The organism is Blastococcus jejuensis (genome assembly GCF_039534705.1).
Classification (GTDB): Bacteria; Actinomycetota; Actinomycetes; order Mycobacteriales; family Geodermatophilaceae; genus Blastococcus_B; species Blastococcus_B jejuensis.
On sequence record NZ_BAAAVV010000018.1, the window covers coordinates 1 to 26,116 of the forward strand.

The window sequence follows — 26,116 nt, forward strand, 5'->3', positions numbered from 1 at the left end:
CCCAACCGGCGGGGACACGATCTAGGCCTGGGCCTCAACGATCGGACCTGGGTCGGGCAGTGTTCACCCACCGGCGGCTCGGACACCCGATCATCTCCAGAACCGACCGAGTGCGGCCCCATTAGGGTCGGGGCACGCCGTGCACAGGGGAGGCGCCATGACCGCGACGGAGCGGGAGCAGGGGCAGCAGGTCCAGCGGACCGATGTGGACGCCGCGTTCCGGGGCAGCGCGACCTATCGCAGCCTCGGGGAGCAGGAGCTCAGCCCGGCCGAGGAACGCTTCGAGAAGGCCCGCCGCACCGTCGGGCTCTTCCTCGCCCCGGCGGTGACGATCGTCTTCGCGCTCCTGCCGCTCGACCTGCCGCGCGAGCAGCACCTGCTGGCGGCGATCCTGCTCGGCGTCATCGTCCTGTGGATCACCGAGCCCGTGCCCATCCCGATCGGCGGCCTGATCGGCGTCGCCGCGATCGTCGTCCTCGGCGTCGTCCCCTCGGACGACGCACTGGCGCCGTTCGGCTCCCCGACGATCTTCACGTTCATCGGCGCGTTCATCCTGGCGATGGCGATGCTCAAGCACGGGCTGGCCCGGCGGTTCGCCATGTTCGTGCTCTCGCTGAAGTGGGTCGGCGCGTCGACCTACCGGGTGGTCATCGCCTTCGGCGCGATCACCGCCGTGCTGTCGGCGTTCGTCAGCAACACCGCGACGGTCGCGATGCTCCTGCCGACGGCGCTGGGCATCCTGTCGGTGATCGCCAAGCTGCTGCAGGACAAGGAGCTGGTGAAGCCGGACTTCGACCCGCTGCGGTTGCGGGTGGGTGTGGCGCTGATGCTGATGCTCGCCTACGGCGCCAGCGTCGGCGGGCTGATCACACCCGTGGGCACCCCGCCCAACCTGATCGGCCGCGGGCTGATCGAGGAGGCGACGGGGGAGCGGATCGGCTTCCTCGACTGGATGCTGATGGCGCTGCCGATCTGCGCCCTGATGTTCGTCGCCCTGGCCGCGGTGCTGCTGCTGCTCAACCGGCCCGAGATCAAGAGGATCGAGGGCGTCAGCGAGTACGTGCAGCAGGAGCGCGCCGAACTCGGCCGCTTCTCCCGCGCCGAGAAGAACACCCTGATCGCCTTCGGCGTCACGGTCTTCCTGTGGATCTTCCCCGGCATCATCGCGCTGACCGCCGGCACCGACTCCGACCTCTACACGACCATCAGCGACCGGATGGACGAGGGCATCATCGCCGTCCTCGGCGCCTCGCTGCTCTTCCTGCTGCCCACCGACTGGAAGAGCCGCGAGTTCACGCTCAACTGGAGCGACGCGGCCAAGATCGACTGGGGCACGATCCTGCTGTTCGGCACCGGCATCATCTTCGGCTCGCTGCTCGACAGCACCGGTCTCGCGCAGACGATCGGCGAGGGATCAGCGGACCTGCTCGGGCTGACCAGCACGTTCGCGATCACGATCTTCGCGGTGATCCTGGCCATCATCATCTCGGAGACGACGTCGAACACGGCCTCGGCCGCCGTCGTCGTGCCGATCATCATCCCGGTGGCGATGGCCGCGGGGATCAACCCGTTCGTACCGGCCCTGGCGGCGACGTTCGCGGCGTCGTTCGGGTTCATGCTGCCGGTCTCGACGCCGCAGAACGCCATCGCGTACGGCTCGGGCGTCGTCCCGATCACCAAGATGATCCGGTCGGGGGCCTCGTTCGACGTGCTCGGCGCGCTGCTCATCGTGCTGCTGCTGCCGCTCATGGTCGGCCTGGTGCTGGGCAACCCCGGCTGACCGGCGTCACCCACCCGGGGGAACGGCCGCTGCGGGGTTGCGAGGGTCCCGTGGGACCATGGTCGACGGCCTACGCGACGGACGTGGGCGCCGGGCGGGAGGGAGTCGAGCCGATGAGCAGCGAACCTCCCAGTCCCGATCCCGAGGTCCTTCCCCGCACCTGAAGAAGGACCCCGTCCTCCCCACCCTTCGCACGCTCAGGATGGGACCCGGGACGGGGCCGGGTGCGAGGACCTCCAGGTGTCCTCGTCGCCCTCGTTGTCCGGGAGTCCGTCATGACCGACCGCCGCCGCGCGCCGCTCACCGCCCTGTCCACGCTCACCCGCCGTCCGCGGGTCGAGCCGCGACCGGCGCCGGCGCCGTCCCTCCCACCCGTGTCGACCCCGGGCCCCTCCCGGATGATCGACAACGCCGTCTACTCGGCCGGCCGCCGGGTGGCGACGCCGGAGTCGGCGGCCGAGAGCCGCCAGGAGCTGGCCGACGGGGAGGACCGCCTGGCGTGGCTGGGCCTCTACCGGCCCGAGCCGCACGAGCTCGGCGAGCTGGCCGAGCTCTACGACCTGCCCGAGCTCGCGGTCGAGGACGCGATCAAGGCGCACCAGCGGCCCAAGTTCGAGCGCTACGGGTCGACGCTGTTCGTCGTCCTCAAGGCCGCGCGGTACCTGGACGCGGTCGAGGAGGTCGAGTTCGGGGAGCTGCACCTGTTCCTCGGCGCGGACTTCGCGATCACCGTCCGGCACAGCGAGTCGCCCGACCTCGCGCGCGTCCGGCGCCGCCTGGAGAGCGAGCCGGACCTGCTGGCCAAGGGCAGCGAGGCGGTGCTCTACGCGATCCTCGACGCCGTCGTCGACGGGTACCGGCCGGTCGTCGACGGGCTGGCCACCGACATCGACGAGATCGAGACCGAGGTCTTCCGCGGCGACCCCGGGGTGTCGCGGCGCATCTACGAGCTGTCCCAGGAGGTGCTCGAGTTCCAGCGCGCTGCCATGCCGCTGACGGGCATCCTGGCCGCGATCACCGCCGGGTTCGACAAGTACGGCGTGGACGAGGAGCTGCGCGGCTACCTGCGCGACGTCGCCGACCACGTCGCCCAGGTGACCGAGCGCGTGGAGGCGTTCCGGCTGCAGCTGCGCGACATCCTCACGGTCAACGCGACCCTGGTGGCGCAGCGGCAGAACGAGGAGATCCGCGAGCTGACCGAGGCGTCGATCGCGCAGGGCGAGGAGGTCAAGAAGATCTCCGCGTGGGCGGCCATCCTCTTCGCGCCCACCCTCGTCGGCACCGTCTACGGGATGAACTTCGACGCCATGCCGGAGCTGCACTGGCAGCTGGGCTACCCGTTCGCGCTGCTGGCGATGCTCGGGGTCAGCGTGGCGCTCTACGTCGTCTTCAAGCGCCGCGGCTGGATCTGAAGAAGGACCGGCCTTCCCCCCACGCCTCGCAGGCTCGGCGCGGGCCCCTGAAGGCCGGCCGCTCCATCACGTCACCTGCGTGCCGCTGGTCGCGGTGAGCTGCGCGTAGGCGGCCGCGAGCTGCTTCGTCAGCGGCCCGGCGCCGGTGCCGATCCGCCGTCCGTCGACGACGAGCACCGGCGTGAGCTCGCCCATCGTGCCGGTGACGAACGCTTCCTCGGCGGAGTACAGCCGGGTCAGCGGGAAGTCGCCGACCTCGGTGGGGATGCCGGCGTCGGCGGCCAGGCGCAGCACGGTGGCGCGCGTGATGCCCTCCGGGCACGCGTCGGTGGTCGGCGTGCACAGGACGCCGTCGAGCACGAAGAACAGGTGCGTCGCGTTGGTCTCGGCGATGAACCCGCGGGAGTCGAGCAGCACCGCGTCGTCGGCGCCGGCGACGTTCGCCTCGATCTTGGCGAGGATCGAGTTGAGCAGGTTGTTCGAGTGGATCTTCGGGTCGAGCACGTCGGGCGTCGGCCGCCGCATGCTCGAGGTGATCAGCGTGATGCCGCCGGCGTCGTAGACCGGCGGCTTGTGCTCGGCCAGCACGATGAGGGTCGGGCCGCTGCGGTTGAGCCGGGGGTCCATGCCGCTGGTGACCTTCACCCCGCGGGTGAGCGTCAGGCGGATGTGCACGCCGTCGGTCATGTCGTTGGCGGCCAGGGTGCGGCGGATCTGCTCGACGAGCTCGTCGTCGGTGGGGATCTGCTCGAAGGCCAGCGCCTGCGCCGAGCGGCGCAGGCGGGCCAGGTGCTCGTCGAGGGCGAAGATCCGGCCCCGGTAGAGCCGCAGCCCCTCCCAGACGGCGTCGCCGCCCTGGACGACGGAGTCGAACGGGCTGATCCCCGCCTCGTCGCGGTGGGACAGCCGGCCGTTGACGTTGATGACGAGGTCGCGGTTGCGCTCGTCGAACTCCTGCAGCACGGTCAGCTCCTCAGGGCGGTCAGCCGCGCGGCGGCCAGTTCGTCGTAGTAGGGCCGGCACTGCTCGGCGAGTGCGGCCAGGTGGTCGGGCAGGTCGGGGACGTCGGTGCCGCGGTACGGGCCGAAGCCGGTCGACGCCTCGACGCTCGCGTACCAGAACCGCGCCCAGACGCCGTCGGAGTTCCGCCGTCCGGCCGGCCAGGAGAGCATCGCGGCGTCGAACGGCACGCCGAGCGCCGCGCACAGCGCCCGCAGCACGCCCTCCGGGTCGCGGAGCAGATCGTCGGAGTCGACGACCGGCCCGCCGAACCGGCGGTGCAGGGCCACCTGCTGCTGCACGCCGAGGTCGGCGAGCGTCGGCTGATCCCGCACCTTGGTGTAGCTGGCCAGCACCCGCCGCGGGTCGCGGATGAGGTGCGCGTGGGTCAGCGGCTCGAGCGTGCCGAGGTCGATCTCGGGCAGCACGTGGTGGGTCATGTGCTTCTGGTAGCTGATCGTGGCGCCGTCGGGGAGGTCGTCCGTGGTCAGCGAGTGGACCACCGTGTGCCAGTCCGTGGGCTGGCTGGCCAGGATCTCGTCGCGGCCGGGATGGTCGATGCCGGTGGCGGCCAGGTAGTAGGCGTAGAGCGGCTCGTCGACGACGACGGTGTCGGGCCGGTTCTCCCAGGCTCGCATCGTGGCGGTCGACAGCGTGCGCGGCCCGGACCACATGGCGATGCGCACCGGCGCGCGCTCGGTCATGGGCCTCCTCGGTTCGCGATTCACCCCCGATGGGGAACACCTCGGCCCAGACTGCCGTTATCCTCTTCGCACAACTACACAGGGGGTGAATGGTCTCGACTTCGGTCGGGTGACCAGGGGAAGCGAGCCGAGGAAGGCAACGATGAGCTCGTTAACCATCCGTTGCAAAAAACACAAGCGCCGACTCTGATCAGCGCGACTACGCTCTCGCTGCCTGACGGCAGCTAGGCGTGTCTGTCAGCCCGGGTTCGTCATCGGCCCGGATCCTGGCATCAGCTAGATGACTCACTGCGCGTGCCGGTCGCGGGCACGCGCGGGACACCAAACAGCGACTGGGCCCGTCACACCGACTTGTCTGCGTGATCGGTGGGGTCGAGTAGAGGCGAGGCAGACTGCGCTCGGAGAAGCCCTGGTGATGCGTCGAAGGACGCGGGTTCGATTCCCGCCACCTCCACCACCCCTGTTCCACCACGGAGGGCCCGGTCAGACGACCGGGCCCTCCGTGCGTCTCCGGCCATCGGCCGGGCCAGCCGGCGGGGGCCGCGGCCGCGCGGATCGCGGCGACGAACTCCGCCGGTCGGTCGAGGTGGGCGAGGTGCCCCGCACCGGGGATCCGGACGGTGCGGATGTCGGGCCGCCGTCGCGCGACGCGGTCACGAACCGTAGGGGCCGGGCTCCTATCCTGCGTCGATGGAGCTCCGGTTCACCGGTGAGGTGTGGTTCTGGCGGGGGCCCTCGCCGTTCCACTTCGTCACCGTCCCGGACGCGGAGTCGGGGACGCTGAAGGAGGCCTCGGGGCTGGTCAGCTACGGCTGGGGGATGATCCCGGTGACGGCGCAGATCCGCGAGACCGAGTGGACGACGTCGCTGTTCCCCAAGGACGGGCGCTACGTCGTACCGGTGAAGGACGCCGTGCGTCGGGCCGAGGAACTCGAGGTCGGCGACGTGGTGACCGTCTGCCTCTCGGTCGCCGTCTGACGCCCGGGTCCCCGTCGTTCAATCGCGGCCCATCCACGTCGTCACGCAGACCTCGTTGCCCTCGGCGTCGGCCAGCACCCACCACGACGGGGCGTGGCCGGCGGTGACGAGCCGGCCCCCGGCCGCGAGGGCTGCTGCCACGCGGGCCTCGGCCTGGTCGTGGGGGACCGAGACGTCGAGATGGATGCGGTTGCGCTCGGGGCGCGGTGCGTCCATCTTCTGGAACCACACCGACGGGCCGCGGGCGTAGGGGTCGAGCAGGTCCTCGTCGCCCACCTCGCGGTAGCCGAGCACGGCGCGCCAGAACGCCCGGACGGCGGGGATGTCGAGCGCGTCGACCCCGACCTGCACGTCCTGGACGGCGGTCGGGTCCGCGGCCGCACCCAGCCGGCGGGCCGCCGTCGAGATGTCCCGGGCCAGATCCGCGTCGCGGCGGCTCAGGCCGTGCTGCTCGTCGGCCATGAGGCGCACGGTCACGCCCGAGGACCGCAGGTCGACGTCGGGGTCGTGGGCGGCGGCGGCCAGCTCGCCGATCGCCTCCAGGAGGTCCACGCCCGCGTCGAAGGAGCCGGTGCGGAAGTGCGCGGACACCCCGTTGGCCAGGACCCGCCAGTCGTCGACCCCGGCCGACTCGTGGAACTGCCGGGGAGTGATCCACTCGGGCATGTGGGCAACCTAGCGGTGCCGCGGCGCCGGTGTCGCCGTCCCGAGCCCCGTCGCCCGACGACGCCGGCGTCTCAGCGCTTGCCGCTGCGGGTGAACGCCAGCGAGACCTGCTCGGCGGTGTGCAGCAGCGGCGGCAGGAACTGGGTGCGCAGCTCCTCGAGGGTGACCCGAGGGGCTGCCGCGGCGAGGTTCAGCGCGGCCACCGTCCGGCCGTCGGTGCCCCGGATGGGCGCGGAGACCGAGCGCAGGCCGGTCTCGAGCTCCTGGTCGACCATCGACCAGCCCTGCTCGCGGACCTGGCCGATGATCGCCCGCAGCCGCCCGGGATCGGTCACCGTGCGCTCGGTCAGCGCCGCGAACGGCCCGGTGACCAGGTACGCGTCGAGCTCGGCCGGCGGCAGGTCCGCCAGGAGCACCCGGCCCATCGAGGTGCAGTGCGCGGGCAGCCGCGAGCCGATCCCGAGCGAGATGGCCATGATCCGCCGGGTCGGCACCCGCGCGACGTAGACGATGTCGGGCAGGTCGAGGGTCGCTGCCGAGCACGACTCGTGGGTCCGGGCCACGAGCTCCTCCATGTAGGGCTGGGCGATCTCCCACAGGTTGAGCGAGGACAGGTAGCCGAAGCCCAGCGAGAGCACCCGCGGGGTCAGGGAGAACTGCCGCCCCTCGGCGCGCACGTACCCCAGGTGCTGGAGGGTCAGCAGGATCCGGCGGGCGGTCGCGCGCGTCACGCCGGCCAGCCGGGCGACGTCGCTGAGCGTCAGCCGCGGGTTGTCACGGGAGAAGACCTGCAGGACGGCGAGGCCGCGCTCCAGCGACTGCAGGGTGTCGGACCGGACCTGCTCGGCTCCCACGGCGCAGACCCTAGAACCACAGCGGGACCACGAGGGCAGGTCAGCCCGCGACCAGCCGATTCGCCGGCACGCGGGGCGGCCTGTCGGCGAGGGTCCAGATCGGCTGGCCGTAGGCGACGATCGCGCCGGCACCGTCGACGACCTGGACCCGGTGGAAGCAGTCGCCGGAGACGTCGAGCGGCACCGCTGCGGCCCGGTCCAGCTCGCCCGCCCCGAAGGTCTGCACCACCGTCGTCCCCGGGGTGGCGTCGGCCGGCCCGGCGCGGTCGACCACGCCGCGGACGAGCTCGACGGCGCCGCCGTCCGGGAGCCCGGTGACGTCGATCCGCAGGGTCCGCTCGCGGGGCGCGCCGACGACGACCGCGCCCATGGGCGTCGCGTCGTCGAGGGCCATGTCGACGGTGCCAGCGAACGAGCCGAGATAGCCGACGAAGGCGCGCCCGCGGCCGAGCGCGTCGAGCAGCTCGGGCTGGGCGACCCGCTCGGCCCAGGCGGCGGTGTAGTAGCGGTTGCCCTGCTGCTCCCACCGCTGGCCGGTGTGGTCGTCGGACGAGCCGTTGCCGGTGAGGAACAGGCCGTTGCGGCTGAGCGTGTCCCACATGGCCAGCTGGCGCGCGATGCCGTCCGGCCCGCCGGTGCCGAAACCCACCTCGATCATGTCGGCCGCGGTGCGCTGCGCGAGCAGCGTCGTGACCGGGACCCCGGGGTGGTTGATGCAGGCCAGGCCGCCGGCGGCGTGGATGTGGTCGACGATCGAGGGGTAGGCGTCCTCCCCGGGCTTGTCCCCGAGCCGCCGCACCGGCCCGTAGTCGTAGGGCACCTGCTCGCCGCCGTACTGGTTCAGGTGCGGGCCGAGGGAGATCTCGCTGCCGATCAGGCCCAGCACCTCGGGCACCTGGCCGGCGTAGGAGGCGACCAGGTCGTGCTCGACGCCCACCGCGTCGTAGCCGTCCTGCTCCTCGAGGCGCAGGTGGCCGAAGACGACGTCCGACGGCGCGGCCCGCCGGCTCACGCCGCGGAAGACGATGTCGTGCAGCGAGTGGTCCCGGCTGTCCATGTCGGGATAGATCTCGGCGAGGTCGGTGACCGGGTCCAGGGTGACCTCGTGCCAGCGCCCCGCCGGCACCGGGACGTCGACGATGCCGGTCAGCCCCTCGCTGGAGACGGCCCGCTCGCGGACGTCGGTGCGCAGCCGGTACCGGACGGCGTAGACGCCCTCCGGCCGCCCGCCGGTGGCCGGGTGGTGCGACAGCGACAGCAGCACCTCCCCCCACGCGTCGGGGCCGGTGGCGACGGCCAGGACGTCGAGCTTCTCGACCCGGCCGGCGATGCGGCTGCGGTAGTTGGTGCGCGACCCGCCCCGGGCCTCGATGGCGTAGCTCACCGCGGCCGGGCCGTCGCCGGAGCTCGTGGTCCGGATGCGCAGCGAGGCTTTCGGCGTGGCCGGGTCGGCGGGACTGACCGGGTCGCCGACCTGGCTGCCGCCGCTGCCGCGGGCCGGCGTGCCTGAGTCCGGCCGGCGGACGAGCTCCCACGCCGCGCCGTTCTGCACCTCGCCGGGCACGAACGAGTACGTGCGGCGGAACAGCAGGCGCCGCCGCCGCCAGTCGTGCTCGGTGAACCAGGCGACGTCGTACCCGTGCATCGCGGCCTGGGCCAGTTGCGAGCGGACGCTGCCCACGCCCTCCGACGCCGAGGCGTGCAGGTGCATCGCGATGATCCGCGCCTCGAGCCGGCCCGCGGCGGGGGAGCGGGGACCGAGCGGGGCCGTGAAGGCCGCCGCGGCACGCTCGCTCCCGCTACCGGCGGTGCAGCCGGAGAGGGCGGCGAGGGCCACCATGCCCTGCAGCACCTGGCGCCGGCTGAGCCGGCGGTCCTGCGGACGGGCGCGGGGAGGCGCCCCGTCGTCGCACATGCCACCCCGATCTCGCTCCGGCGCCCGGCACGCTGCCCGGGCTGGGCAGCATGTCACAGCGCGTGCGGGATCGGGCCGGTGTCGGGTCCGGCGGGCACCTCGGACGCGCCTCGGCGATCATGACGTGGTGATCTCGATCGGGGGGCGACCCGGCGCCGGCCAGACGCGGCCGTCGTCGCGCTCGGCATGACCGCCGAAGGGTCCTCGCCCCGGACGGTCCCCCGGGACGGCCTGCTCGCGTCGTGGGAGCCGAGCGGGCGGCTCGCCGTCCCCTTGATCGTGCTTCTGGTCAACGTGGCCAACCTGATCGGTGTCGGCACCGTCGTCCTGCTGCTGATCGGCGTGGACGACGGCAGTGCCACGGGCCGGTTGCCGGTGATCGTCGCGGCGGCCTGCTACCTGGTCGTGGCCTTCCCGGCGGGGACGATCGCGGGGCTGCGCCGGCAGCGGGGCACCAACGGCTGGCTGCTGGCCGGGCGCCGGCCCTCCGCGGAGGAGGCGGCCCACGCGCTGCGGCTGCCGGTCGACACCGCGCTGATCGCCGGCACGATCTGGCTGGTCGGGGCGGTCCTCGTGGGGGTGGTGGGCGCCGTCTCCTTCCCCGACGGGCGGGTCGGGGCGCGGATCGGTGTCGCGGTGCTGCTCGGCGGGCTGGTCACCGCCGGCGTCACCTACCTGCTGGTCGCCCGCGCCGCCCGCGACGTCACCGCGCGGGCGCTCGCGGCGCACCCGCCGACCGGGCGGCTCGCCCTCGGCGTGCGCCCCCGCCTGCTGCTCACCTGGGGGTTGAGCAGCGGGGTGCCGATGGTCGGGGTCGTCCTGCTGTACCTGGACCCCAGCAACCCCGACGGGCCGGGCCGCGGGGCGGTCGTCTTCCTCGTCGTCGTCGCTCTCCTCGTCGGTGCGCTGGCCACGCTGCTCACCGCCCGGGCCGTCGGCCAGCCGCTGCGCGATCTGCGCACCGCCGTGCAGCGGGTCGGCGAGGGCGACTACGACGTGAGCGTCGTCGTCGACGACGCCGGCGAGATCGGGCTGCTGCAGGAGGGCGTCAACACGATGGCCGCCGGCCTCGCCGAGCGGGAGCGGCTGCGCGACCTGTTCGGCCGGCACGTCGGGACGTCGGTGGCCCAGCAGGCGCTGGCGAACGGGGTCTCGCTGGGCGGGGAGCTGCGGACCGTCGCGGCGCTGTTCGTCGACATCGCGGGGTCCACGTCACTGGTCCGGCGCACCGGCCCCGAGGAGATGGTCGGCCTGCTCAACCGGTTCTTCGAGATCGTCGTCGAGACGGTCGAGGACGAGGGCGGCCTGGTGAACAAGTTCGAGGGCGACGCCGCGCTGTGCGTCTTCGGTGCGCCGACCGACCTCGAGGACCCGGCCGGCGCCGCGCTGCGGGCCGCGCGCCGGATCTGCGACCGGGTGATCGAGGCCGGGGAGGTCGACGTCGGGGTCGGGGTCTCGTGCGGCCAGGTGTGGGCCGGGCAGGTCGGGGCGGCCAGCCGGCTGGAGTACACGGTCATCGGCGACCCGGTCAACGAGGCGGCGCGGCTGACCGAGCTGGCCAAGGACCACCCCGGCCGTGCGGTCGCCAGCGCGCCGACGGTGCAGGCCGCGGCCCCGGAGGAGCGGGAGCACTGGGTGCGCGACGGCGAGGTCGAGCTCCGCGGCCGCGACGAGCAGACGGAGACGTGGGTCGTCGTCCCGAGCGGGGGCCCGGAGGGCTCCCCGAGGGGCGGCGGGAGCCACCGAGCGAAGCGAGGGTCGTGAGGAGTGGGGGCCGGAGGCTCCCCGACGGGCGGCGGGAGCCGCCGCGCAGCGGGTCACGCCGAGCGGGGGCCCGCAGGGTCTCCCGAGGGGTGACGGGAAGGGCTCAGCACAGGTCGGGACGGCACCTGGCCGCGGTGCGATCCGGAGGATCGCGATCTAGTGGTGGCTGCGGACGACGACGAGCACGTCCTCCGGCTGCAGGGTGCCGATCAGCGGGTCGTCGAACCGCAGCGTGCGCCCGCCGCGGGTCACCGAGAGGACGATGTCGCGCAGCGCCCGCGGCCCGAGGCCGACCTCGCTGGAGGTCGCGGTGCGCTGGTGCAGGTCGAGCCCGTGCCCGCCGGTGACCAGGTCCTCGACGACGGCGACGACGCGCGGGGAGTCGGTCGAGAGTCCGAGCAGCCGCCCCGAGGTGGCCGACGTCGTGATGACGGTGTCGGCGCCGGACTGGCGCAGCAGGTTGGCGTTCTCCTCCTCGCGGACGCTGGTCGTGATCGGCACGCTGGGGTTGAGCTGCCGCACGGTGAGCGTGATGAGCACGGCGGCGTCGTCCCGGTTGGCGGCCACGATGACCGCGCGGGCGCGCTCGACCGAGGCCCGGCGGAGCACCTCCGTGCGGCCGGCGTCGCCGACGATCCCGGTCAGGCCGATGGAGTTGGCCTCGTCGATCGCCCGCGGTTCGGGGTCGACGACGACGATCTTGTCCAGCGGCGTCCCGGTGGCCTGCAGCGAGCGGATGGCGCTGCGGCCCTTGGTGCCGTAGCCGCACACGATGACGTGCTGGCGCACGCGGGACCTCCAGCGTCGGATGCGGAACTCTTCCCGCGAGCGCGCGGTGAGCGCCTCGAGGGTCGTCCCGATGAGTACGAGCAGGAACGTGATGCGCAGCGGCGTGATGAGCAGGATGTTGACCAGCCGCGCGCCCGGTGTGATCGGTGTGATGTCGCCGTAGCCGGTGGTCGAGAGCGTGACCGTGGCGTAGTAGATCGAGTCGAGCAGGGACAGCCCTACGTCGTCGCCGTCCCGGTACCCGTCGCGGTCCAGGTAGATGACGACGACGGTCAGTGCGAGGACGAAGAAGGCGAAGACGACCCGGCGCCACACCTGCCGCACCGGTGACTGCTCCTGGTGGGCCAGGTGGACACCGGTGTGCTCGGTCTCCGGGCCGTCCCGCTCGCTGTCCACCGCGGAGACGATAGTGAGCGAGCCCGGCGGGTGCGCGTCGCCGCACCCGTTCGGGTCAGACGGCGCCTCCCCGATGCGGGGCCGCTCAGCCCGTCGTGCCCTCGACGGCCGCCCGCTCGCGCGCGGCCAGTTCGCGCTTGAGCACCTTGCCCGCGGCCGAGACCGGGATCGCGTCGATGAAGACGACGTCGCGCAGCCGCTTGTAGGGCGTCACCTTGTCGTTGACCGCGGCCATCACCGACTCGGCGGTCAGCGCGGCTCCGGTCTCGTCGTCCTTGCGGACGACGTAGGCCACCGGCAGCTCCCCGGCCTGCTCGTCGGGCCGCCCGACGACCGCCGCGCCGGCCACCCCGGGCACGCCGAACAGGTGCTCCTCCAGCTCGCGTGGGAACACGTTGTAGCCCTTGTAGAGCAGCATGTCCTTGGTGCGGTCGACGATCGAGAGGTAGCCGTCCTCGTCGAGGATCCCCACGTCACCGCTGTGGAACCAGCCGTCGGCGTCGATCGCCTCGGCGGTCGCCTCCGGTCGGTGCGCGTACCCGCGCATCACCTGGGGGCCGCGGATGCAGACCTCGCCCCGCTCGCCGGCCGGCAGCGGGTCACCGCCGCCGAGCGGGCGGATGCTGATCTCGGTGTCGAACACCGGCACGCCGACCGAGCCCGGCTTGCGGGTGCCCGAGCGGAACGACGGGTTGCCCGTCGCCTGCATCGTCACCTCGGTCAGGCCGTAGCCCTCGCCGATGACGGCGTTGGGCAGCAGCTGCTTCAGGCGCTCGATGAGCGGGACCGGCAGCGGCGCCGCACCGCTGGCCACCCCGCGCACCGAGGAGAGGTCGACGTCCTCGATGCCCGGCACCTGGAGGAGGGCGACGAAGACCGGCGGTGCGCCGCCGATCGAGGTGACCCGGTGCCTGACGGCGTCCTCGACGTACTTCGCCGGGTCGAAGCGCATGTGGATGACCGTCGTCGTCCCGCCCATGACCAGGCCGTTGAGGTAGCCGATCGCGCCCATCGCGTGGAACCAGGGCGTGAGGTTGACCATGACGCCCTCGCCGAGCCGGATCGGGTACTCCTCGGGGCTGCCCACCTGGCGGATCGTCACGTCGCCGGCCTCGTCGACCTCGGGCATCGAGCCCGACGTCCAGCAGGCCGACTGCAGCACGTTGGTGACGACGGTGCGGTGCGGCAGCTCCACGCCCTTGCTGACCCCCGTCGTGCCGCCGGTGTAGGCCAGGTGCGCGAGGTCGCCGGCCGGGTCGAGGTCGGCGTCGAGGTGCCGGTCGGTGGGGTCGCCGGCGAGCAGGTCGGCCAGGTCGAGCTCGCCGTCCTCCAGCCCCGAGAGGCGGGCGGCGAAGTCGAGCGTGTGCGCCTCACCGGTGACCACGACGGTCTCGACCGGGCTCTCGGCGAGGGCGCCGCGGACGAAGGGCAGCACCTGGTCCCACGTGACCACGAGCTTCGCCCGGGCGTCGGTGAGCTGCGCGGCGAGGTCGGGCGCCGGCAGCAGCGGGTTGGTGGGGGAGAACGTCGCCCCGGCCAGCAGGATCCCGTAGTACAGCGGCGGGTACTGGCGGCAGTTGGGCAGGTGCACCGCGACGACGTCGCCGCGGCCGATGCCATGGTCGGCCAGCCAGCCGGCGACGGCGTGCGCCCGCCGGCCCAGCTCGGTGTAGGTGAGCGGCACGTCGTGGTCGATGAACGCCGTCCGGTCGCCCCACCGGCGGGCCGCGGCCCGCAGGATCGACCCCACCGGGACCGCCGGGTAGTCCAGCGACCGGGGGAGTCCCGGCGGCCAGCTGGCGGCCGTCGGGGCGGGGGCGGACTGCGTGGCGGTCATGCGCAACCTCTCGTCGACAGGCGGGGACGACCCAGCGTGGCCCAGGTCACACGCCCTGTCGACCCTCTGTGAGGATGACCGCATGAGCGACCAGCGGACCGCCCTCGTCCTCGGCGGCGGGGGGATCACGGGCATCGCGTGGGAGATCGGAGTGATCGCCGGGCTGGCCGAGGCGGGGGTCGACCTGACCGCCGCCGACCTCGTCGTCGGCACCTCCGCCGGGTCGGTGGTGGGTGCGCAGGTGACCAGCGGCGCGGAGCTCGAGGTGATGTTCGGCCGCCAGCTGGAGCCGCCGTCGGCCGAGAAGCCGGCGCGGATGACCCGGGCGATGCTGGCGCAGTACGCCTGGGCGATGTTCCGGAGCCACCGGGACGACGCCGCGTTCCGGCGCCGGGTCGGGCGGTTGGCGCTGGAGGCCGAGAAGGCCGGCCTGACCCCGCCGGAGGAGGAGCGGCTCGAGGTCATCGGCTCCCGGCTGGTCGGCTCCGACTGGCCCGAGCGCGCGCTGGTGATCACCGCGGTCGACGCGGAGACCGGTGAGTTCCAACCGTTCGACCGCGACTCGGGCGTGCCGCTGGTGAAGGCGGTGGCGGCGAGCTGTGCGGTGCCCGGGGTGTACCCGCCGGTCACCATCGACGGACGGCGGTACGTCGACGGCGGCATCCGGTCGGCCGCGAACGCCGACCTCGCGACCGGATACGACCGGGTCGTCGTCCTCGCCCCGATCCCGCGCGGTATCGGGCCCATCTCCAGCGTCGACGCCCAGGTGACCTCGCTGGTCGCTCGAGTCGCGGTGGTCTCGCCGGACGAGGAGAGCAAGACGGCGATCGGCCGCAACGTGCTCGACCCCGCCGCGCGGGCGCCCTCGGCGAAGGCGGGCCGTGCCCAGGCGGCGGCGGTGAAGGCGCAGGTCGCCGAGGTCTGGACCGCCTGAGGCGGACGCCCACCTCCCTGCCGACGATCATGAAGTTCGGGAAGCGACACGCCACGGGATGTCGGCGGGTCGCTTCCCCGACTTCATGATCGCGGGGGAGGGCGGCCGCCTCAGTCGCGCAGCGAGAGCCAGATGCCGACACCCGCGAACCAGAACGCCATCAGGTAGGTCACGGCCCACCCGACCGGCGGCAGCAGCAGGCCCACGGCGAACACCGCGCTGACGACGCTCAGCGGCCGGGAGACGGTCCGCGCGGCGAGCACGACGGCGATCAGGAAGCCGGCGCCCAGCCACGCCGACATGGGGTGCGCGACGTTGGTGATCAGCAGCGCGCTCTCCGCCGCGCCCGGCGAGACGCCGCCGCCGAGCACCTGCCGGCCGACGACGACGGCCCCCGCGAGGGCGACGAACGCCGTCGCCAGCAGGAGCACGTGGGCGGCGCCCAGCACGGGCAGCAGCCGGACCGCGGCGCCGTCGCGGACGCGGGCGAGCCGGGCGGCCAGCCCGCCGACGACGGCGATCGCGAGCAGCGCGTAGGCGCCGAGCAGAACGGCGGCGAGCTCGACCGACGAGGTCTCGAGGGCGGTGGCGGCCTCTTCGGCGGTGCCGGCCCCGCCGATCGGGTCCCCGAAGACGACGGCCGCGCCGGCGAAGGCGGCGAGCGCGCCGACTCCGGCGACGGCGGTCAACGGCGACCGGCGGCCGGTGCGGGTGGTGGTCGACTGGTCGACGGTGGCGGTCATGGTCGGTCCCTTCTCGTGCGGCGCGACCCTCGCGCCCGGTGCCGTCCACGCTGGCCCGCCGTCGCGCCGTCCCCCTCCGCCGCCGGACCGATCCCGCGACGAACCTGACGAGGTCGGGTCACCCGGACGGCAGACCCGATGTCACCCGTGCGGGAGACCCCGGACGGCGAGGGTCGCCTTACGCTTCCCCGCCATGACGGGGTTCGCGGCGAGGTGGCGGGGGCTGTCTCTCTGGGTGCGCGACGGGGTGCTGGCGCTCGTGGTCACCGTCGTCGGCCAGGTCGAACTGGTGCTCCTCGCCGATGAGGTCGCCGGGTCCCGGCCGCTCCAGCACGTCGCCTTCGCGCTGATCACCGGCTCGTTGGTGGCCCGGCGCGCCCGGCCGCTGGGCGCGGTCGTGGCCGGGGCGGTCGGACTGGTCTTCCAGACGCTGATCGGCGACGCGCCGGCGGTCGCCGGGTTCGTCGCGATCCTGGTGCTGACCTACTCCGTCGCGCAGTACGCCGACGGCCGCCGCGACGCGGTGCTCGGCCTGCTCGCCGTCCTGGCCGCCATCGAGTCCTACGCCTTCGTCGCCGACGAGGTGCGCGTCGCCGACGAGTTCGCGAACCTGGCCATCCCGGTCGTCGTCTGGGTGTTCGCGCGGCTGGCGCGGGAGCGGCTGGACCGCGCGGTCGCCGCCGAACGGGAGGCGCTGGCCGCGCGGGAGGCGGTGCGCGAGGAGGAGCGGGCCCGGGTCGCCGCCGTCGCCGCCGAGCGCCGGCGGATCGCCCGGGAGATGCACGACGTCGTCGGTCACGGGGTCACCCTGATGCTGCTGCACACCGACGCCGTCCAGGCCCGGCTGGCCGCCCGCGACCCGGAGACCGCCGCGCACCTCGACGTCGTCCTGACCTCCGGCCGCACGGCGCTGGACGACCTGCACCGGCTGCTCCGTGTCCTGCGGGAGACGCCGGCCGAGGAGTCGGTGTCCGAGGATCCGGGGACCCTCGCGGGGGTGGCGCCGCTGGTCGAGGCGGCCGGCCCGCGCGTCGGGCTCGTCGTCGAGGGCGGGGTGCGCCCGCTGCCGGCGGCCGTCGAGGCCAGCGGCTACCGGATCGTGCAGGAGGCGCTGACCAACGCGCTCAAGCACGCGCCCGGCGCGCAGGTGCAGGTGATCCTGCGCTTCGCCGAGCGGGCGCTCGAGGTCGTCGTCGAGGACGACGGCAGCGGGGGGCCGGGCGTCGCGCGGCCCGGCGGGCACGGGCTCGTGGGCATCCGCGAGCGGGTGGCCCTCTTCGACGGCCGGGTCACCGCCGGGACCCGTGACGACGGCCCCGGCTGGCGCGTGCGGGCCGAACTGCCGGTCCCGGCGCCCGAACCGGCAGCGGTATGACCGTGCGCGTGCTGCTGGCCGACGACGAGGCGCTGGTCCGCGCCGGTCTGCGGATGATCCTGGAGGCCGAGCCGGACATCGAGGTCGTGGCCGAAGCCGCCGACGGCGTCGAGGCGATCGCGCTGTGCCGCGACCGGCAGCCCGACGTCGCTCTGGTCGACATCCGGATGCCGCGCCTGGACGGCATCCAGGCGGCCCGGCGGATCGCGGCGGACCCCGACCTGCGCACCGCCGTCGTCATGCTGACGACGTTCGACGCCGACGAGCACGTCGTCGAGGCCCTGCGGGCCGGCGCCACCGGGTTCCTGCTGAAGTCGATGCCCCGCGAGCAGCTGGTCGCCGCGGTGCGGACGGCGGTGAACGGCGACTCCCTGCTGGCGCCGTCCCTGCTGCGCCGGCTGCTGGACGACTTCGTGCGCCGGTCGTCGTCCACCGGTCCGGCCGCGCCCGGCATCGCCGAGCTCACGCCCCGGGAGGAGGAGGTGCTCCGGCTGGTGGCGCGGGGGCTGTCCAACGCCGAGATCGCCGACGAGCTGGTGCTCGGGGAGGGCACGGTGAAGACGCACGTGGCGCACGTGCTGGCCAAGCTCGGCGTGCGCGACCGGGTGCAGGCGGTGGTGCTCGCCTACGAGTCCGGCCTCGTGCGACCGGGGAGCTAGACGACGGGGGAGGCCACCAGCGAGCCGGCGGAGTGCTCCTGGCGCAGCTGCGTCTTGAGCACCTTGCCGCTGGGGTTGCGGGGGAGTGCGGTGACGATCGAGTACTCCCGCGGGTTCTTGTAGCGGGCCAGCTTCTCGCGGCACCAGGCCGCCAGTTCCTCGGCCGTGGGCGGGTCGGCGGGGTCGCGGGGGGCGATCACCGCGTGCGGCGCCTCGCCGTAGCGGCTGTCCGGGACGCCGATCAGCGCGACCTCGCCCACCTTCGGGTGCGCCGCCAGCACGTTCTCCACCTCGGCGCAGTACACGTTCTCGCCGCCGGTGATGATCATGTCCTTCTTGCGGTCGACGACGTAGAGGTAGCCCTCCTCGTCCTGGCGCACCAGGTCGCCGGAGTGGAACCAGCCACCTTCAAAAGCGATCGAGGTCTCGTCCGGTTTGCACCAGTACTCCTTCATCACCATCGGGCTGCGGTAGACGATCTCGCCGACCTCGCCCTGCGGGACGTCGTCCATCGCCTCGTCGACCACGCGCACCTCGACGTTGAGCATCGGCGTGCCCACCGAGCCGATCTTGCGGATCGAGTCCTCCCCGCGCAGGAGGCAGGTGACCGGGCTGCACTCGGTCTGCCCGAACGCGGTGACCACCTCGGCCTGCGGGAACGTGTCGATCAGCGTGCGCAGCAGCGTCGTCGACGCGGGCGCGGCGCCCCAGGAGATGCGCCGCAGGTGCGACAGGTCGCGGTCGCCGATGCCGGGCACCGCGACGACGGCGGCCCACATGGCCGGCACCAGGAAGATGCTGGAGATCTTCTCCCGCTCGATCATGTCGAGGGTCTCGACCGGGTCGAAGCCGCCGGACTTCATGATCACGTTGGTGCCGCCGAGCAGGAGCGGCGGCAACCCGCCTGCCAGCCCGGCGATGTGGAACAGCGGCGCCCCCGGCGCGCCGACCCGGTCGTCGGGCTTCCAGCCCAGGTGCGTCACCTGGCTGAAGGCGTGCATGAGCAGGTTGCGGTGGGTCAGCACCGCGCCCTTCGGGCGTCCCGTCGTCCCGGAGGTGTACATGATGAACGCGGGCTGGTCCTCGTCGACGACGACGTCGAGCGGCTCGCTGCCGGCGGACTCCAGGGCCTCCTCGAAGTCCCCGCCGATCACCAACACGCTCGCGACGTCGGGCGCCTGTTCCCGCGCCTTCCTGGCCACCTCGGCCAGCGGGGTGTCGACGACGAGCGCGACGGCGCCGGAGTCCTGGAGGACGTAGGCGACCTCGTCGGCGACCAGCCGGAAGTTCACCGGGACGACGATCGCGCCCAGCCGCACGCCGGCGAGGTAGGCCTCCCACGTCTCCATCCCGTTGAGCGCCAGGACGGCGATCCGGTCGCCCACCCCGACGCCGCGGTCGGCCAGCGCGCGGGCCAGCCGGGTGACCCGCGCGTCGAGCTCGGCGTAGCTGCGCCCCGATACGTCGAAGCGCAGCGCGGCCGCGTCCGGCGTGGTCCGGCTCCACCGGGCCAGCTGGTCGCTCATGGTCATGCCGCGGCCCTGCAGGGTCGGGATCGGGACGCTCACGGGGGGCTCCTCGCCTGGCTCGGGTGTGACCGGCGTCATGCTGGTAGGGGCGGTCCCGGGCGGTCAACCCTGACTGTCGGGGAACAGCATCCGGGCCGCGAGCCGCTTCCACAGATCCAGGTGCGGATCGGTGGCGGCCGGCCGCTCCTCGAACGCGTAGACGATCGCGACGCCGCGCATGCTGGTGAACAGCAGCTCGCAGAGCTCGGCGTAGAGCGGGGCGGCCGCGATCTCCGGACCCCAGATGCCGTCGGCGACGGCGCGGATCGCGGCCCGCAGCCGTCGCTCCTCGCTGCGCAGCGCCGCCTGCAGCTCGGGGTCGGTGCGGGCCGCCGTCCACAGCTCCATCGCCGCCCAGAACGGCGGCTCCTGGAACGTGGCCCAGGTGAGGTCGATGGCCCGCTCGACCCGCTCGCGGCCGCTGGGCTGGTCGGCCATGAGCGCCGCCGCCCGCTGCTGCACGTCGGTGAGCAGCGTCGTCGACAGGTGCGCGGCCGCGGCGACCAGGAGCTCGGCGCGGGAGGGGAAGTGGTGCAGCAGCCGGCCGCGGGAGACCCCGGCGCGGGCCTGCACGGCGAGCGTCGAGGCGCCGGAGTAACCGTCCTCGACCAGGCAGGCGACGGCGGCGTCGAGGATCAGCAGCCGGCTGTCGGCGGTCCGCTCGGAACGCGACCGGGGCCCGGCCGAGACGTCGGCCGGCCCGAGGAACGGGACGGTCTCGGCTCTCATGGCCGGGAGCGTAGGCCGGGGGCGCCGCGGACGCACGACCCGAACAGTCACCGTTGACCGTTCCGGGTGACCGGTGCCACAGTGCGGCGGACCCCACGGCGACCACGGCGAACCCGACGAGAGGCGCGCGCATGGACTTCGACGACACCCCCGACGAGGCCGCCTTCCGGGCGCGGGTGCGGGGGCTGTTGGACGCCCACGCGGCCGAGCTCCTGCACGTGGGGCCGGGGGAGGAGTCGATCGACGCACGCAGCCACGAGGCCGAGCTGCGCCGCACGCAGCGGGTGCTGGCCGAGGCCGGCCTGGTCGGCATCACGTGGGCCCGCGAGCACGGCGGCCAGGGCGGCACCCTGGTCCAGCAGGCGATCGTCGCCCAGGAGCTGGCCCGCGCCCGGGTGCCGGGGCTGATCAACCACATCGGCATCGGCATGTGCGGCCCCACCGTCATCGCGCACGGCAGCGACGACCAGAAGCAGTGCTACCTGGCCCGGCTGCTGCGGGCCGACGACGTCTGGTGCCAGCTGTTCAGCGAGCCGGCGTCGGGCTCCGACCTCGCCGCCCTGCGCACCACCGCGGTGCGCGACGGCGACGACTGGGTCGTCAACGGGCAGAAGGTCTGGACGACGCTGGCCCACGTCGCCGACTACGGCATCCTGCTCACCCGCACCGACCCCGACCGGCCCAAGCACGCCGGGCTGACCATGTTCGTCGTCGACATGCACGCCCCCGGCGTCACCGTCCGGCCGCTGCGGCAGCTGGGCGGGCAGGCCGACTTCAACGAGGTGTTCTTCGACGACGTCCGCATCCCCGACAGCGAGCGGCTCGGCGAGCCGGGGGAGGGCTGGCGGGTCGCGCTGACCACGCTGATGAACGAGCGGGTCGCCATCGGCGGGGCCGGCACCGACATCGGCCAGCCGGTCGAGAACCTGGTCGCGCACGCCCGCGAGCGGCTGCCCGCCCTCGACCACGACCGGCAGGTGCTGGCCCGCCAGGCGGTCGGCCGCGCGGTCGTGGCCGCGCTCGCCGCGCGCTACACCGGCTACCGCCGGTTCACGGTGCTCAGCCAGGGCGGGCTGCCCGGCCCGGAGGCCAGCGCCGGCAAGCTCACCGGCACGATCGCGGCCAAACTGGTGGCCGACGCGGGGGTGCGGCTGCTCGGCGACGACGCCGTCCTCGCCGCGACCGCCGACGGCGACGACCGGTGGCAGCGCACCCAGGGCTGGCTGCCCGGCATCTCGATCGCCGGCGGCACCGACCAGGTGCTGCGCAACATCCTGGGCGAGCGGGTGCTGGGCCTGCCGCCGGAACCGCGGCTGGACAAGGCTGCTCCCTTCTCCGGGGGTGGCTCGGCCCGCCTCGGTGGGCGAGCCGACGGGAGCGGATCGTGAACTTCGACCTCGGCCCCGACCAGCGCGACGCTGCCGACGGCGCGCGGGAGTTCTTCGCCGGACGCACGTCGGCCGGCGCGGCACGAGCCGCCCTCGAGGGGGCGCGCGTCGAGCCCGGGCGCAAGGCGCTGGCCGACATCGGCTTCCTCGGCATCACCGTGCCCGAGGCGGCGGGGGGCGCGGGTGCGGGCGTGCTCGACCTCGCCGTCGTCGCCGAGCAGGGTGGCGCGGTGCTGGCCGGGCCCTCCCTGGTGACCGCGGCCCGGGCGGCGGTGCTGCTCGCCGAGGAGCCCGAGCTCGCCGCGCAGCTGGCCGACGGGTCGGTCGGCTTCGCCGTCCTCGACGGGTCGGCGCCGGCCATCGACGCCGCCGACGCCTCGGTCTTCCTGGCGCTCGACGACGACGGCGCGCTGGTGGTCGGCGAGGGCGAGGTCACCCCGGGCGCGCCGCTGGACGCGACCCGTGGGCTGGCGCGGGTGCGGCTCACCGACCGGCGGGTGCTGCGACCGGACGCCGGTGATCTGTGGGCGAGGGCCCGCCAGGTGGCCGCGGTGGTGCTCGCCGCCGAGGACCTCGGAGCCGCCGACCGGGCCGTGCGCATGGGCGTGGCCTACGCCCAGGAGCGTGAGGCGTTCGGCCGCCGCATCGGCTCCTACCAGGCGGTCAAGCACATGCTGGTCGACGCCTGGGTCGGCGTGGACCAGCTGCGCTCGCTCGTCTGGTGGGCGGCGTGGGCGGCCGACGCGGCGCCGGCGGAGCTGCCCCTGGCCGCGTCGGCCGCGAAGGCGTACGCCGCGGAGGTGTTCGAGCGGGCGGCCGAGACGGTGGTGCAGGTGCACGGCGGGATCGGGTTCACCTGGGAGCACGACGCGCACCTGTACTGGCGGCGGGCGAAGGTCGACCGGCTGCTGCTGGGCGACGAGGCCGAGCACCTCGACACCGTCGCGCGGCTCGCCGTCGCCGGCGCCCTCACCCCCTGACCGAACACCCAGCTTTCTGTACCGAAAGCTGTACCGCGCACCGCAGCTTTCGGTACAGAAAGCTGGGGTCACGACGACGGGAGTGGACGACGGACCTCACCCAGCTGCGCTACGAGGTCGCCGACCGCGTGGCGACGGTGACGCTGCACCGGCCCGAGCGGCTCAACGCGTTCACGACGACGATGGCCGCCGAGCTGGCGGCGGTCGCGCGGGCCGCCGATGCCGACGACGACGTCCGCGTGGTCGTCGTGACCGGCGCCGGCCGCGGGTTCTGCGCCGGCGCCGACCTCTCCGGCGGCCGGGACACCTTCCGCGACCGGGGCGTCGCGGCGCCGGGCCAGGGCACCGTCGACGGCGTGCCGCGCGACTGGGGCGGCATCGCCTCGCTGCCCTTCGCCGCCCTGCGCAGGCCGGTGATCGCCGCGGTCAACGGCCCGGCGGTCGGCATCGGCGCCACCCTGACCCTGCCGATGGACATCCGCATCGCCGCCGAGTCGGCCCGCTTCGGCTTCGTGTTCGGGCGGGTCGGCATCGTGCCGGAGGCCGCGTCGTCGTGGTTCCTGCCCCGGGTCGTCGGCATCAGCCAGGCCATGGAGTGGGTGGCCACCGGCCGGGTCTTCGACGCGCAGGAGGCGCTGCGCGGCCGGCTGGTCTCCCGCGTGGTGCCCGACGCCGACCTGCTCCCCACCGCGTACGAGCTGGCCGCCGAGATCGTCGAGAACACCTCGGGCGTGGCGGTCGGGGCGGCGAGGCAGCTGCTCTGGTCGATGCTGTCGGCGCCGTCCCCGTGGGACGCGCACCGGGCCGAGTCGCGGGCGCTGGCCGAGCTCGGCGGCGGTCCGGACGCGGCCGAGGGGGTGGCCGCGTTCCTGGGCAAGCGGCCGCCGGACTTCCCGGGCCGGCTCGGGGACGGCGCGGTCGCGGGGGTGCCGCTGTGGCCGGCGCCGCCGGAGGACGTCAGCCCGAGCCCGGCCGGATGAGCCCCGACTCGTAGGCGGTGACCACCGCCTGCACGCGGTCCCGCAGTCCGAGCTTGGTGAGCACGTGGCCCAGGTGGGTCTTCACGGTGGCCTCGCCGACGAACAGCTCCGCGGCGATCTCGGCGTTGGACAGGCCCCGGCCGACCAGTCTCAGCACCTCGATCTCCCGATCGGTCAGCCCGGCGAGGACGGCCGGCTGACCGGTCGGCGGCGGCCCCTGCACGAACCGCTCGACCAGCCGCCGGGTCAGCGCCGGGTGCAGCAGCGAGTCGCCGGCCGCCACCGTCCGGACGGCGTCGGCGAGCTGCCCGCGCCGCACGTCCTTGAGCAGGAAGCCGCCGGCGCCGGCGCGCATCGCGTCGTAGAGGTACTCGTCGGCGTCGTAGGTGGTGAGGATGAGCACGCGGGCGGTGGAGCCGGCCCGGGTGAGCGCCTGCGTCGCCCCGAGCCCGTCGAGCACCGGCATGCGGATGTCCATGAGGACGACGTCGGGCCGCAGCCGCGCGACCTCCGCCACCGCCTCCCGGCCGTCGCCCGCCTCGCCCACCACCTCGATGTCGGGCTCCATGTCGAGGATCAGCCGGAAGGAGTCGCGGATCAGCGCCTGGTCGTCGGCGACCAGTACCCGGATCACGGCTGCTCCTCGGGGGAGAGCGGCAGGCGGGCGTGCACGGCGAAGCCGCCCTCGGGGACCGGGCCGGCCTCGAGCGTCCCCGCGTAGACCGCGACCCGCTCGCGCATGCCGAGCAACCCACGGCCCCCACCGGCCGGGGCGTGCTCGACCTGCCGGCCGCCGTCGTCGACGACGGCGACCTCCACCGCTTCCGGCGCGTAGCGCAGGCTGACGCCCACCGTCGAGCCTGCGGCGTGCCGGGCGGCGTTCGTCAGCGACTCCTGGACGATCCGGTAGACGGTCAGGCCGAGACCGGCGGGCAGCCGCCGCGGGGTGCCCGAGACGGCCAGGCCGACCGAGAGCCCGGCGGAGCGGGCCGAGCCGACGAGGTCGTCGACGTCGCCGACGCCGGGCTGCGGCGCCAGCGGCCGCTCGCCGTCCTCCTCGCGCAGCACCCCGAGCAGCCGGCGCATCTCGGTCAGCGCCTCGCGGCCGCTGCGCTCGATGACGGCCAGCGGCTCGCGCACCCTCTCGGGGTCGTGGTCGAGCATCCCGGAGGCGGCCATGGCCTGGAGGACGACGAGGTTGACGTGGTGGGTGACGACGTCGTGCAGCTCGCGGGCGATGCGGGCGCGCTCCTCGGCGACCGCGGCCCGCGCCTGCGCCTCGACGAGGGCCTTCTCCGTGGCCAGCGCGCGCGTCCGGCGGGTCCCCGCGACCAGGCCACCGATCAGCGGCGCGACGAACAGCAGCAGGTCCCACCACGCCGCCGACCAGGCGCCCTCCGCGCCGGCCCGCCAGGCGCGCGGGTCGTTCCAGTCGTGCACGAACAAAGCCACCGCGGCCACGGCCAGCCCGGTGAGCAGCTGGCGGCGGGATCCGTAGGCGGCCAGGGCGTACAGGCTGACCCACGCCGGCCACACGATGAAGAAGCCCTCGGCGCCCATGCCCGTGAACATCGAGTGCAGCGCGATCGGCACCCACACGCCGGCGACGGTCGCCAGGGGTTGGCTGCGTCGCCACAGCAGCGCCGCCGACGGGACGAGCATCAGCGGCAGCACCCACCAGCGGCTGCCCGCGATCGTCTGGTCGCTGGCCGCGGCCAGACCCTCGCCGAACACGACGGCGAGGGTCAGGACGGCCGAGCCTGCGGCGAAGCCGAGGTCCAGCGCTCGTGGCGGGATGCGCACGGATCGGACGCTAGCGCCGCCGGGCGCTGCGCAGCGTCCCCCGGAAGTCGCAGCCCGGTCCACTTCCGGGTGGAGGCGGAACCGATCCCGGGCTGACGACCGCGCCGGGTGCACCGACCCACGCTCGACGGGTCCGATCGCCACTCCCCGCGGAGGTTCCCGTGTCCAAGATCCTCGACCGTGTCGCCGACGCCGGCGGCTTCCTCTACTTCGTCCTGATCGCCGTCGGCTACATCGTCCTGGCCTCGCCGTACCTGCCCGAGGACCTCGAGTCACCCCAGGCCGTGGTCGCCCACCTCGAGGCCCACCCGCCGACGACGGCGCTCTGGGTCGGCCTCTGGCTGGAGGGCGCCGGGCTCGCCGCGCTGGTCCTGCTGGCCGCCCGCATCGCCGGCCGCATCCGCGCCGTCCAGCCCGCCGGGTGGGTGCCCTCCGCTGCCGTGGGCCTGGCCGTCGCCGCGTTCACCGTCAAGCTCGCGTCCTTCGGGCCCGGCATCGCCGCGCTGCACGTCGACCGGTACGACGCGCAGACGGTCACGGCCCTGCTCGACCTCAACGACGCGGCGTACGACCTCAGTTGGGCGATCGACGGCGCCTTCGCGGTGCTGCTCGGTCTCGGCGCGCTCGCGGCCCGCGCGCTGCCGGGATGGCTCGCCGGTCTCGCGGTCGCCGCCGGTCTCGCCGTCCTGGTCGGTCTCGCCGTCCCCTCGACGTTCGACCTGCTGCAGTTCGTCTTCCTGGTCTGGCTGCTGGTGACCAGCGGCTGGCTGCTCGCCCGCGGCGACCGGCGGCCGGTGCACGAACCGCGCGAGTCGGTCGCTGCCGCCGCCTGAGACCGCCCGCTGTCGACACGTAGTGGCATC

Annotated in this window: 23 protein-coding genes and 1 other RNA gene; 12 read left to right on the forward strand and 12 right to left on the reverse strand. The window is 74.1% G+C overall.

Annotation, left to right across the window (positions count from 1 at the left end; genetic code table 11):
- Positions 1-157: 157 nt before the first annotated feature.
- On the forward strand, positions 158-1,780 hold the full coding sequence (locus ABD644_RS21270; RefSeq protein ID WP_344691090.1) for an SLC13 family permease: 1,623 nt from the start codon (positions 158-160) through the stop codon (positions 1,778-1,780).
- Positions 1,781-2,055: 275 nt separating this feature from the next.
- Complete coding sequence (locus ABD644_RS21275; RefSeq protein ID WP_344691092.1) at positions 2,056-3,192, forward strand: magnesium and cobalt transport protein CorA; 1,137 nt, start codon at positions 2,056-2,058, stop codon at positions 3,190-3,192.
- Between the two features lie 66 nt (positions 3,193-3,258).
- Here ABD644_RS21275 and ABD644_RS21280 read toward each other — a convergent pair whose 3' ends face one another.
- Positions 3,259-4,155, reverse strand: a complete 897-nt coding sequence (locus ABD644_RS21280) for an aminotransferase class IV (protein ID WP_344691094.1) — start codon at positions 4,153-4,155, stop codon at positions 3,259-3,261.
- Between the two features lie 2 nt (positions 4,156-4,157).
- Entirely contained in the window at positions 4,158-4,895 is a 738-nt protein-coding gene (locus ABD644_RS21285; protein WP_344691096.1) for a sulfotransferase-like domain-containing protein, read from the reverse strand.
- Positions 4,896-4,976: 81 nt separating this feature from the next.
- Between ABD644_RS21285 and ssrA the strand changes: the two genes are divergently transcribed.
- Both ssrA and ABD644_RS21295 read left to right on the forward strand, forming a co-directional pair.
- Positions 4,977-5,352: a transfer-messenger RNA gene (ssrA, locus tag ABD644_RS21290) on the forward strand.
- Between the two features lie 233 nt (positions 5,353-5,585).
- On the forward strand, positions 5,586-5,873 hold the full coding sequence (locus tag ABD644_RS21295) for a DUF1905 domain-containing protein (RefSeq protein WP_344691098.1): 288 nt from the start codon (positions 5,586-5,588) through the stop codon (positions 5,871-5,873).
- Between the two features lie 18 nt (positions 5,874-5,891).
- Here the strand turns inward: ABD644_RS21295 and ABD644_RS21300 are convergent, their stop codons facing one another.
- The 3 genes from ABD644_RS21300 to ABD644_RS21310 form a co-directional block, all read right to left on the reverse strand.
- Entirely contained in the window at positions 5,892-6,539 is a 648-nt protein-coding gene (locus ABD644_RS21300) for a VOC family protein (protein WP_344691100.1), read from the reverse strand.
- A gap of 71 nt (positions 6,540-6,610) precedes the next feature.
- Positions 6,611-7,393, reverse strand: coding sequence for an IclR family transcriptional regulator domain-containing protein (locus ABD644_RS21305; protein ID WP_344691102.1), 783 nt, complete (start codon positions 7,391-7,393; stop codon positions 6,611-6,613).
- A 40-nt stretch (positions 7,394-7,433) separates the two neighbouring features.
- Complete coding sequence (locus ABD644_RS21310) at positions 7,434-9,308, reverse strand: hypothetical protein (RefSeq protein ID WP_344691104.1); 1,875 nt, start codon at positions 9,306-9,308, stop codon at positions 7,434-7,436.
- Between the two features lie 186 nt (positions 9,309-9,494).
- Here ABD644_RS21310 and ABD644_RS21315 point away from each other — a divergent pair, with 186 nt between their 5' ends.
- Positions 9,495-11,072, forward strand: coding sequence for an adenylate/guanylate cyclase domain-containing protein (locus ABD644_RS21315; RefSeq protein ID WP_344691106.1), 1,578 nt, complete (start codon positions 9,495-9,497; stop codon positions 11,070-11,072).
- A gap of 156 nt (positions 11,073-11,228) precedes the next feature.
- Here ABD644_RS21315 and ABD644_RS21320 read toward each other — a convergent pair whose 3' ends face one another.
- Both ABD644_RS21320 and ABD644_RS21325 read right to left on the reverse strand, forming a co-directional pair.
- Positions 11,229-12,257 (reverse strand): potassium channel family protein, encoded by a 1,029-nt coding sequence (locus ABD644_RS21320; RefSeq protein ID WP_344691108.1) that lies wholly within the window; start codon positions 12,255-12,257, stop codon positions 11,229-11,231.
- 85 nt (positions 12,258-12,342) lie between these two features.
- Positions 12,343-14,094, reverse strand: a complete 1,752-nt coding sequence (locus ABD644_RS21325; RefSeq protein ID WP_344691110.1) for a class I adenylate-forming enzyme family protein — start codon at positions 14,092-14,094, stop codon at positions 12,343-12,345.
- An 82-nt stretch (positions 14,095-14,176) separates the two neighbouring features.
- Between ABD644_RS21325 and ABD644_RS21330 the strand changes: the two genes are divergently transcribed.
- The gene (locus ABD644_RS21330; protein WP_344691112.1) at positions 14,177-15,028 is read left to right on the forward strand and encodes a patatin-like phospholipase family protein; all 852 of its coding nucleotides are present in this window, start codon (positions 14,177-14,179) and stop codon (positions 15,026-15,028) included.
- A gap of 110 nt (positions 15,029-15,138) precedes the next feature.
- Here ABD644_RS21330 and ABD644_RS21335 read toward each other — a convergent pair whose 3' ends face one another.
- Positions 15,139-15,771 carry a hypothetical protein gene (locus tag ABD644_RS21335; protein ID WP_344691114.1) on the reverse strand — a complete coding sequence of 211 codons (633 nt, stop codon included), beginning with the start codon at positions 15,769-15,771 and terminating at the stop codon, positions 15,139-15,141.
- A 193-nt stretch (positions 15,772-15,964) separates the two neighbouring features.
- Between ABD644_RS21335 and ABD644_RS21340 the strand changes: the two genes are divergently transcribed.
- Both ABD644_RS21340 and ABD644_RS21345 read left to right on the forward strand, forming a co-directional pair.
- Entirely contained in the window at positions 15,965-17,146 is a 1,182-nt protein-coding gene (locus ABD644_RS21340; RefSeq protein ID WP_344691116.1) for a sensor histidine kinase, read from the forward strand.
- On the forward strand, positions 17,143-17,805 hold the full coding sequence (locus ABD644_RS21345) for a response regulator (RefSeq protein WP_344691118.1): 663 nt from the start codon (positions 17,143-17,145) through the stop codon (positions 17,803-17,805). The genes ABD644_RS21340 and ABD644_RS21345 overlap by 4 nt, the downstream gene beginning before the upstream one ends.
- Here the strand turns inward: ABD644_RS21345 and ABD644_RS21350 are convergent.
- Entirely contained in the window at positions 17,802-19,373 is a 1,572-nt protein-coding gene (locus ABD644_RS21350) for a long-chain-fatty-acid--CoA ligase (protein ID WP_344691120.1), read from the reverse strand. The genes ABD644_RS21345 and ABD644_RS21350 overlap by 4 nt on opposite strands.
- 63 nt (positions 19,374-19,436) lie before the next feature.
- On the reverse strand, positions 19,437-20,102 hold the full coding sequence (locus ABD644_RS21355; protein WP_344691122.1) for a TetR/AcrR family transcriptional regulator: 666 nt from the start codon (positions 20,100-20,102) through the stop codon (positions 19,437-19,439).
- 131 nt (positions 20,103-20,233) lie between these two features.
- Here ABD644_RS21355 and ABD644_RS21360 point away from each other — a divergent pair, with 131 nt between their 5' ends.
- The 3 genes from ABD644_RS21360 (at position 20,234) to ABD644_RS21370 (ending at position 23,450) form a co-directional block, all read left to right on the forward strand.
- Positions 20,234-21,490, forward strand: a complete 1,257-nt coding sequence (locus tag ABD644_RS21360) for an acyl-CoA dehydrogenase family protein (RefSeq protein ID WP_344691124.1) — start codon at positions 20,234-20,236, stop codon at positions 21,488-21,490.
- Positions 21,487-22,470 carry an acyl-CoA dehydrogenase family protein gene (locus tag ABD644_RS21365; protein WP_344691126.1) on the forward strand — a complete coding sequence of 328 codons (984 nt, stop codon included), beginning with the start codon at positions 21,487-21,489 and terminating at the stop codon, positions 22,468-22,470. Before ABD644_RS21360 ends, ABD644_RS21365 begins: the two co-directional genes overlap by 4 nt.
- A gap of 104 nt (positions 22,471-22,574) precedes the next feature.
- Positions 22,575-23,450, forward strand: a complete 876-nt coding sequence (locus tag ABD644_RS21370) for an enoyl-CoA hydratase-related protein (protein WP_344691204.1) — start codon at positions 22,575-22,577, stop codon at positions 23,448-23,450.
- Here ABD644_RS21370 and ABD644_RS21375 read toward each other — a convergent pair.
- Positions 23,428-24,084, reverse strand: coding sequence for a response regulator (locus tag ABD644_RS21375; RefSeq protein WP_344691128.1), 657 nt, complete (start codon positions 24,082-24,084; stop codon positions 23,428-23,430). The two genes, ABD644_RS21370 and ABD644_RS21375, sit on opposite strands and share 23 nt — an antisense overlap.
- The gene (locus ABD644_RS21380; RefSeq protein ID WP_344691130.1) at positions 24,081-25,253 is read right to left on the reverse strand and encodes a sensor histidine kinase; all 1,173 of its coding nucleotides are present in this window, start codon (positions 25,251-25,253) and stop codon (positions 24,081-24,083) included. The genes ABD644_RS21375 and ABD644_RS21380 overlap by 4 nt, the downstream gene beginning before the upstream one ends.
- Before the next feature lie 161 nt (positions 25,254-25,414).
- On the opposite strand from ABD644_RS21380, the gene ABD644_RS21385 reads away from it, so the two are divergent.
- Complete coding sequence (locus ABD644_RS21385) at positions 25,415-26,086, forward strand: hypothetical protein (RefSeq protein ID WP_344691132.1); 672 nt, start codon at positions 25,415-25,417, stop codon at positions 26,084-26,086.
- The last annotated feature ends 30 nt before the right edge of the window (positions 26,087-26,116 follow it).

What these genes read in the sequence shown, in the direction of transcription:
- ABD644_RS21270 (WP_344691090.1), top strand. Translation starts at nt 158, where the DNA reads ATGACCGCGACGGAGCGGGAGCAGGGGCAGCAGGTCCAGCGGACCGAT.
- ABD644_RS21275 (WP_344691092.1), top strand. Translation starts at nt 2,056, where the DNA reads ATGACCGACCGCCGCCGCGCGCCGCTCACCGCCCTGTCCACGCTCACC.
- ABD644_RS21285 (WP_344691096.1), bottom strand. Translation starts at nt 4,895, where the DNA reads ATGACCGAGCGCGCGCCGGTGCGCATCGCCATGTGGTCCGGGCCGCGC.
- ABD644_RS21295 (WP_344691098.1), top strand. Translation starts at nt 5,586, where the DNA reads ATGGAGCTCCGGTTCACCGGTGAGGTGTGGTTCTGGCGGGGGCCCTCG.
- ABD644_RS21300 (WP_344691100.1), bottom strand. Translation starts at nt 6,539, where the DNA reads ATGCCCGAGTGGATCACTCCCCGGCAGTTCCACGAGTCGGCCGGGGTC.
- ABD644_RS21310 (WP_344691104.1), bottom strand. Translation starts at nt 9,308, where the DNA reads ATGTGCGACGACGGGGCGCCTCCCCGCGCCCGTCCGCAGGACCGCCGG.
- ABD644_RS21315 (WP_344691106.1), top strand. Translation starts at nt 9,495, where the DNA reads ATGACCGCCGAAGGGTCCTCGCCCCGGACGGTCCCCCGGGACGGCCTG.
- ABD644_RS21325 (WP_344691110.1), bottom strand. Translation starts at nt 14,094, where the DNA reads ATGACCGCCACGCAGTCCGCCCCCGCCCCGACGGCCGCCAGCTGGCCG.
- ABD644_RS21330 (WP_344691112.1), top strand. Translation starts at nt 14,177, where the DNA reads ATGAGCGACCAGCGGACCGCCCTCGTCCTCGGCGGCGGGGGGATCACG.
- ABD644_RS21335 (WP_344691114.1), bottom strand. Translation starts at nt 15,771, where the DNA reads ATGACCGCCACCGTCGACCAGTCGACCACCACCCGCACCGGCCGCCGG.
- ABD644_RS21340 (WP_344691116.1), top strand. Translation starts at nt 15,965, where the DNA reads ATGACGGGGTTCGCGGCGAGGTGGCGGGGGCTGTCTCTCTGGGTGCGC.
- ABD644_RS21345 (WP_344691118.1), top strand. Translation starts at nt 17,143, where the DNA reads ATGACCGTGCGCGTGCTGCTGGCCGACGACGAGGCGCTGGTCCGCGCC.
- ABD644_RS21355 (WP_344691122.1), bottom strand. Translation starts at nt 20,102, where the DNA reads ATGAGAGCCGAGACCGTCCCGTTCCTCGGGCCGGCCGACGTCTCGGCC.
- ABD644_RS21360 (WP_344691124.1), top strand. Translation starts at nt 20,234, where the DNA reads ATGGACTTCGACGACACCCCCGACGAGGCCGCCTTCCGGGCGCGGGTG.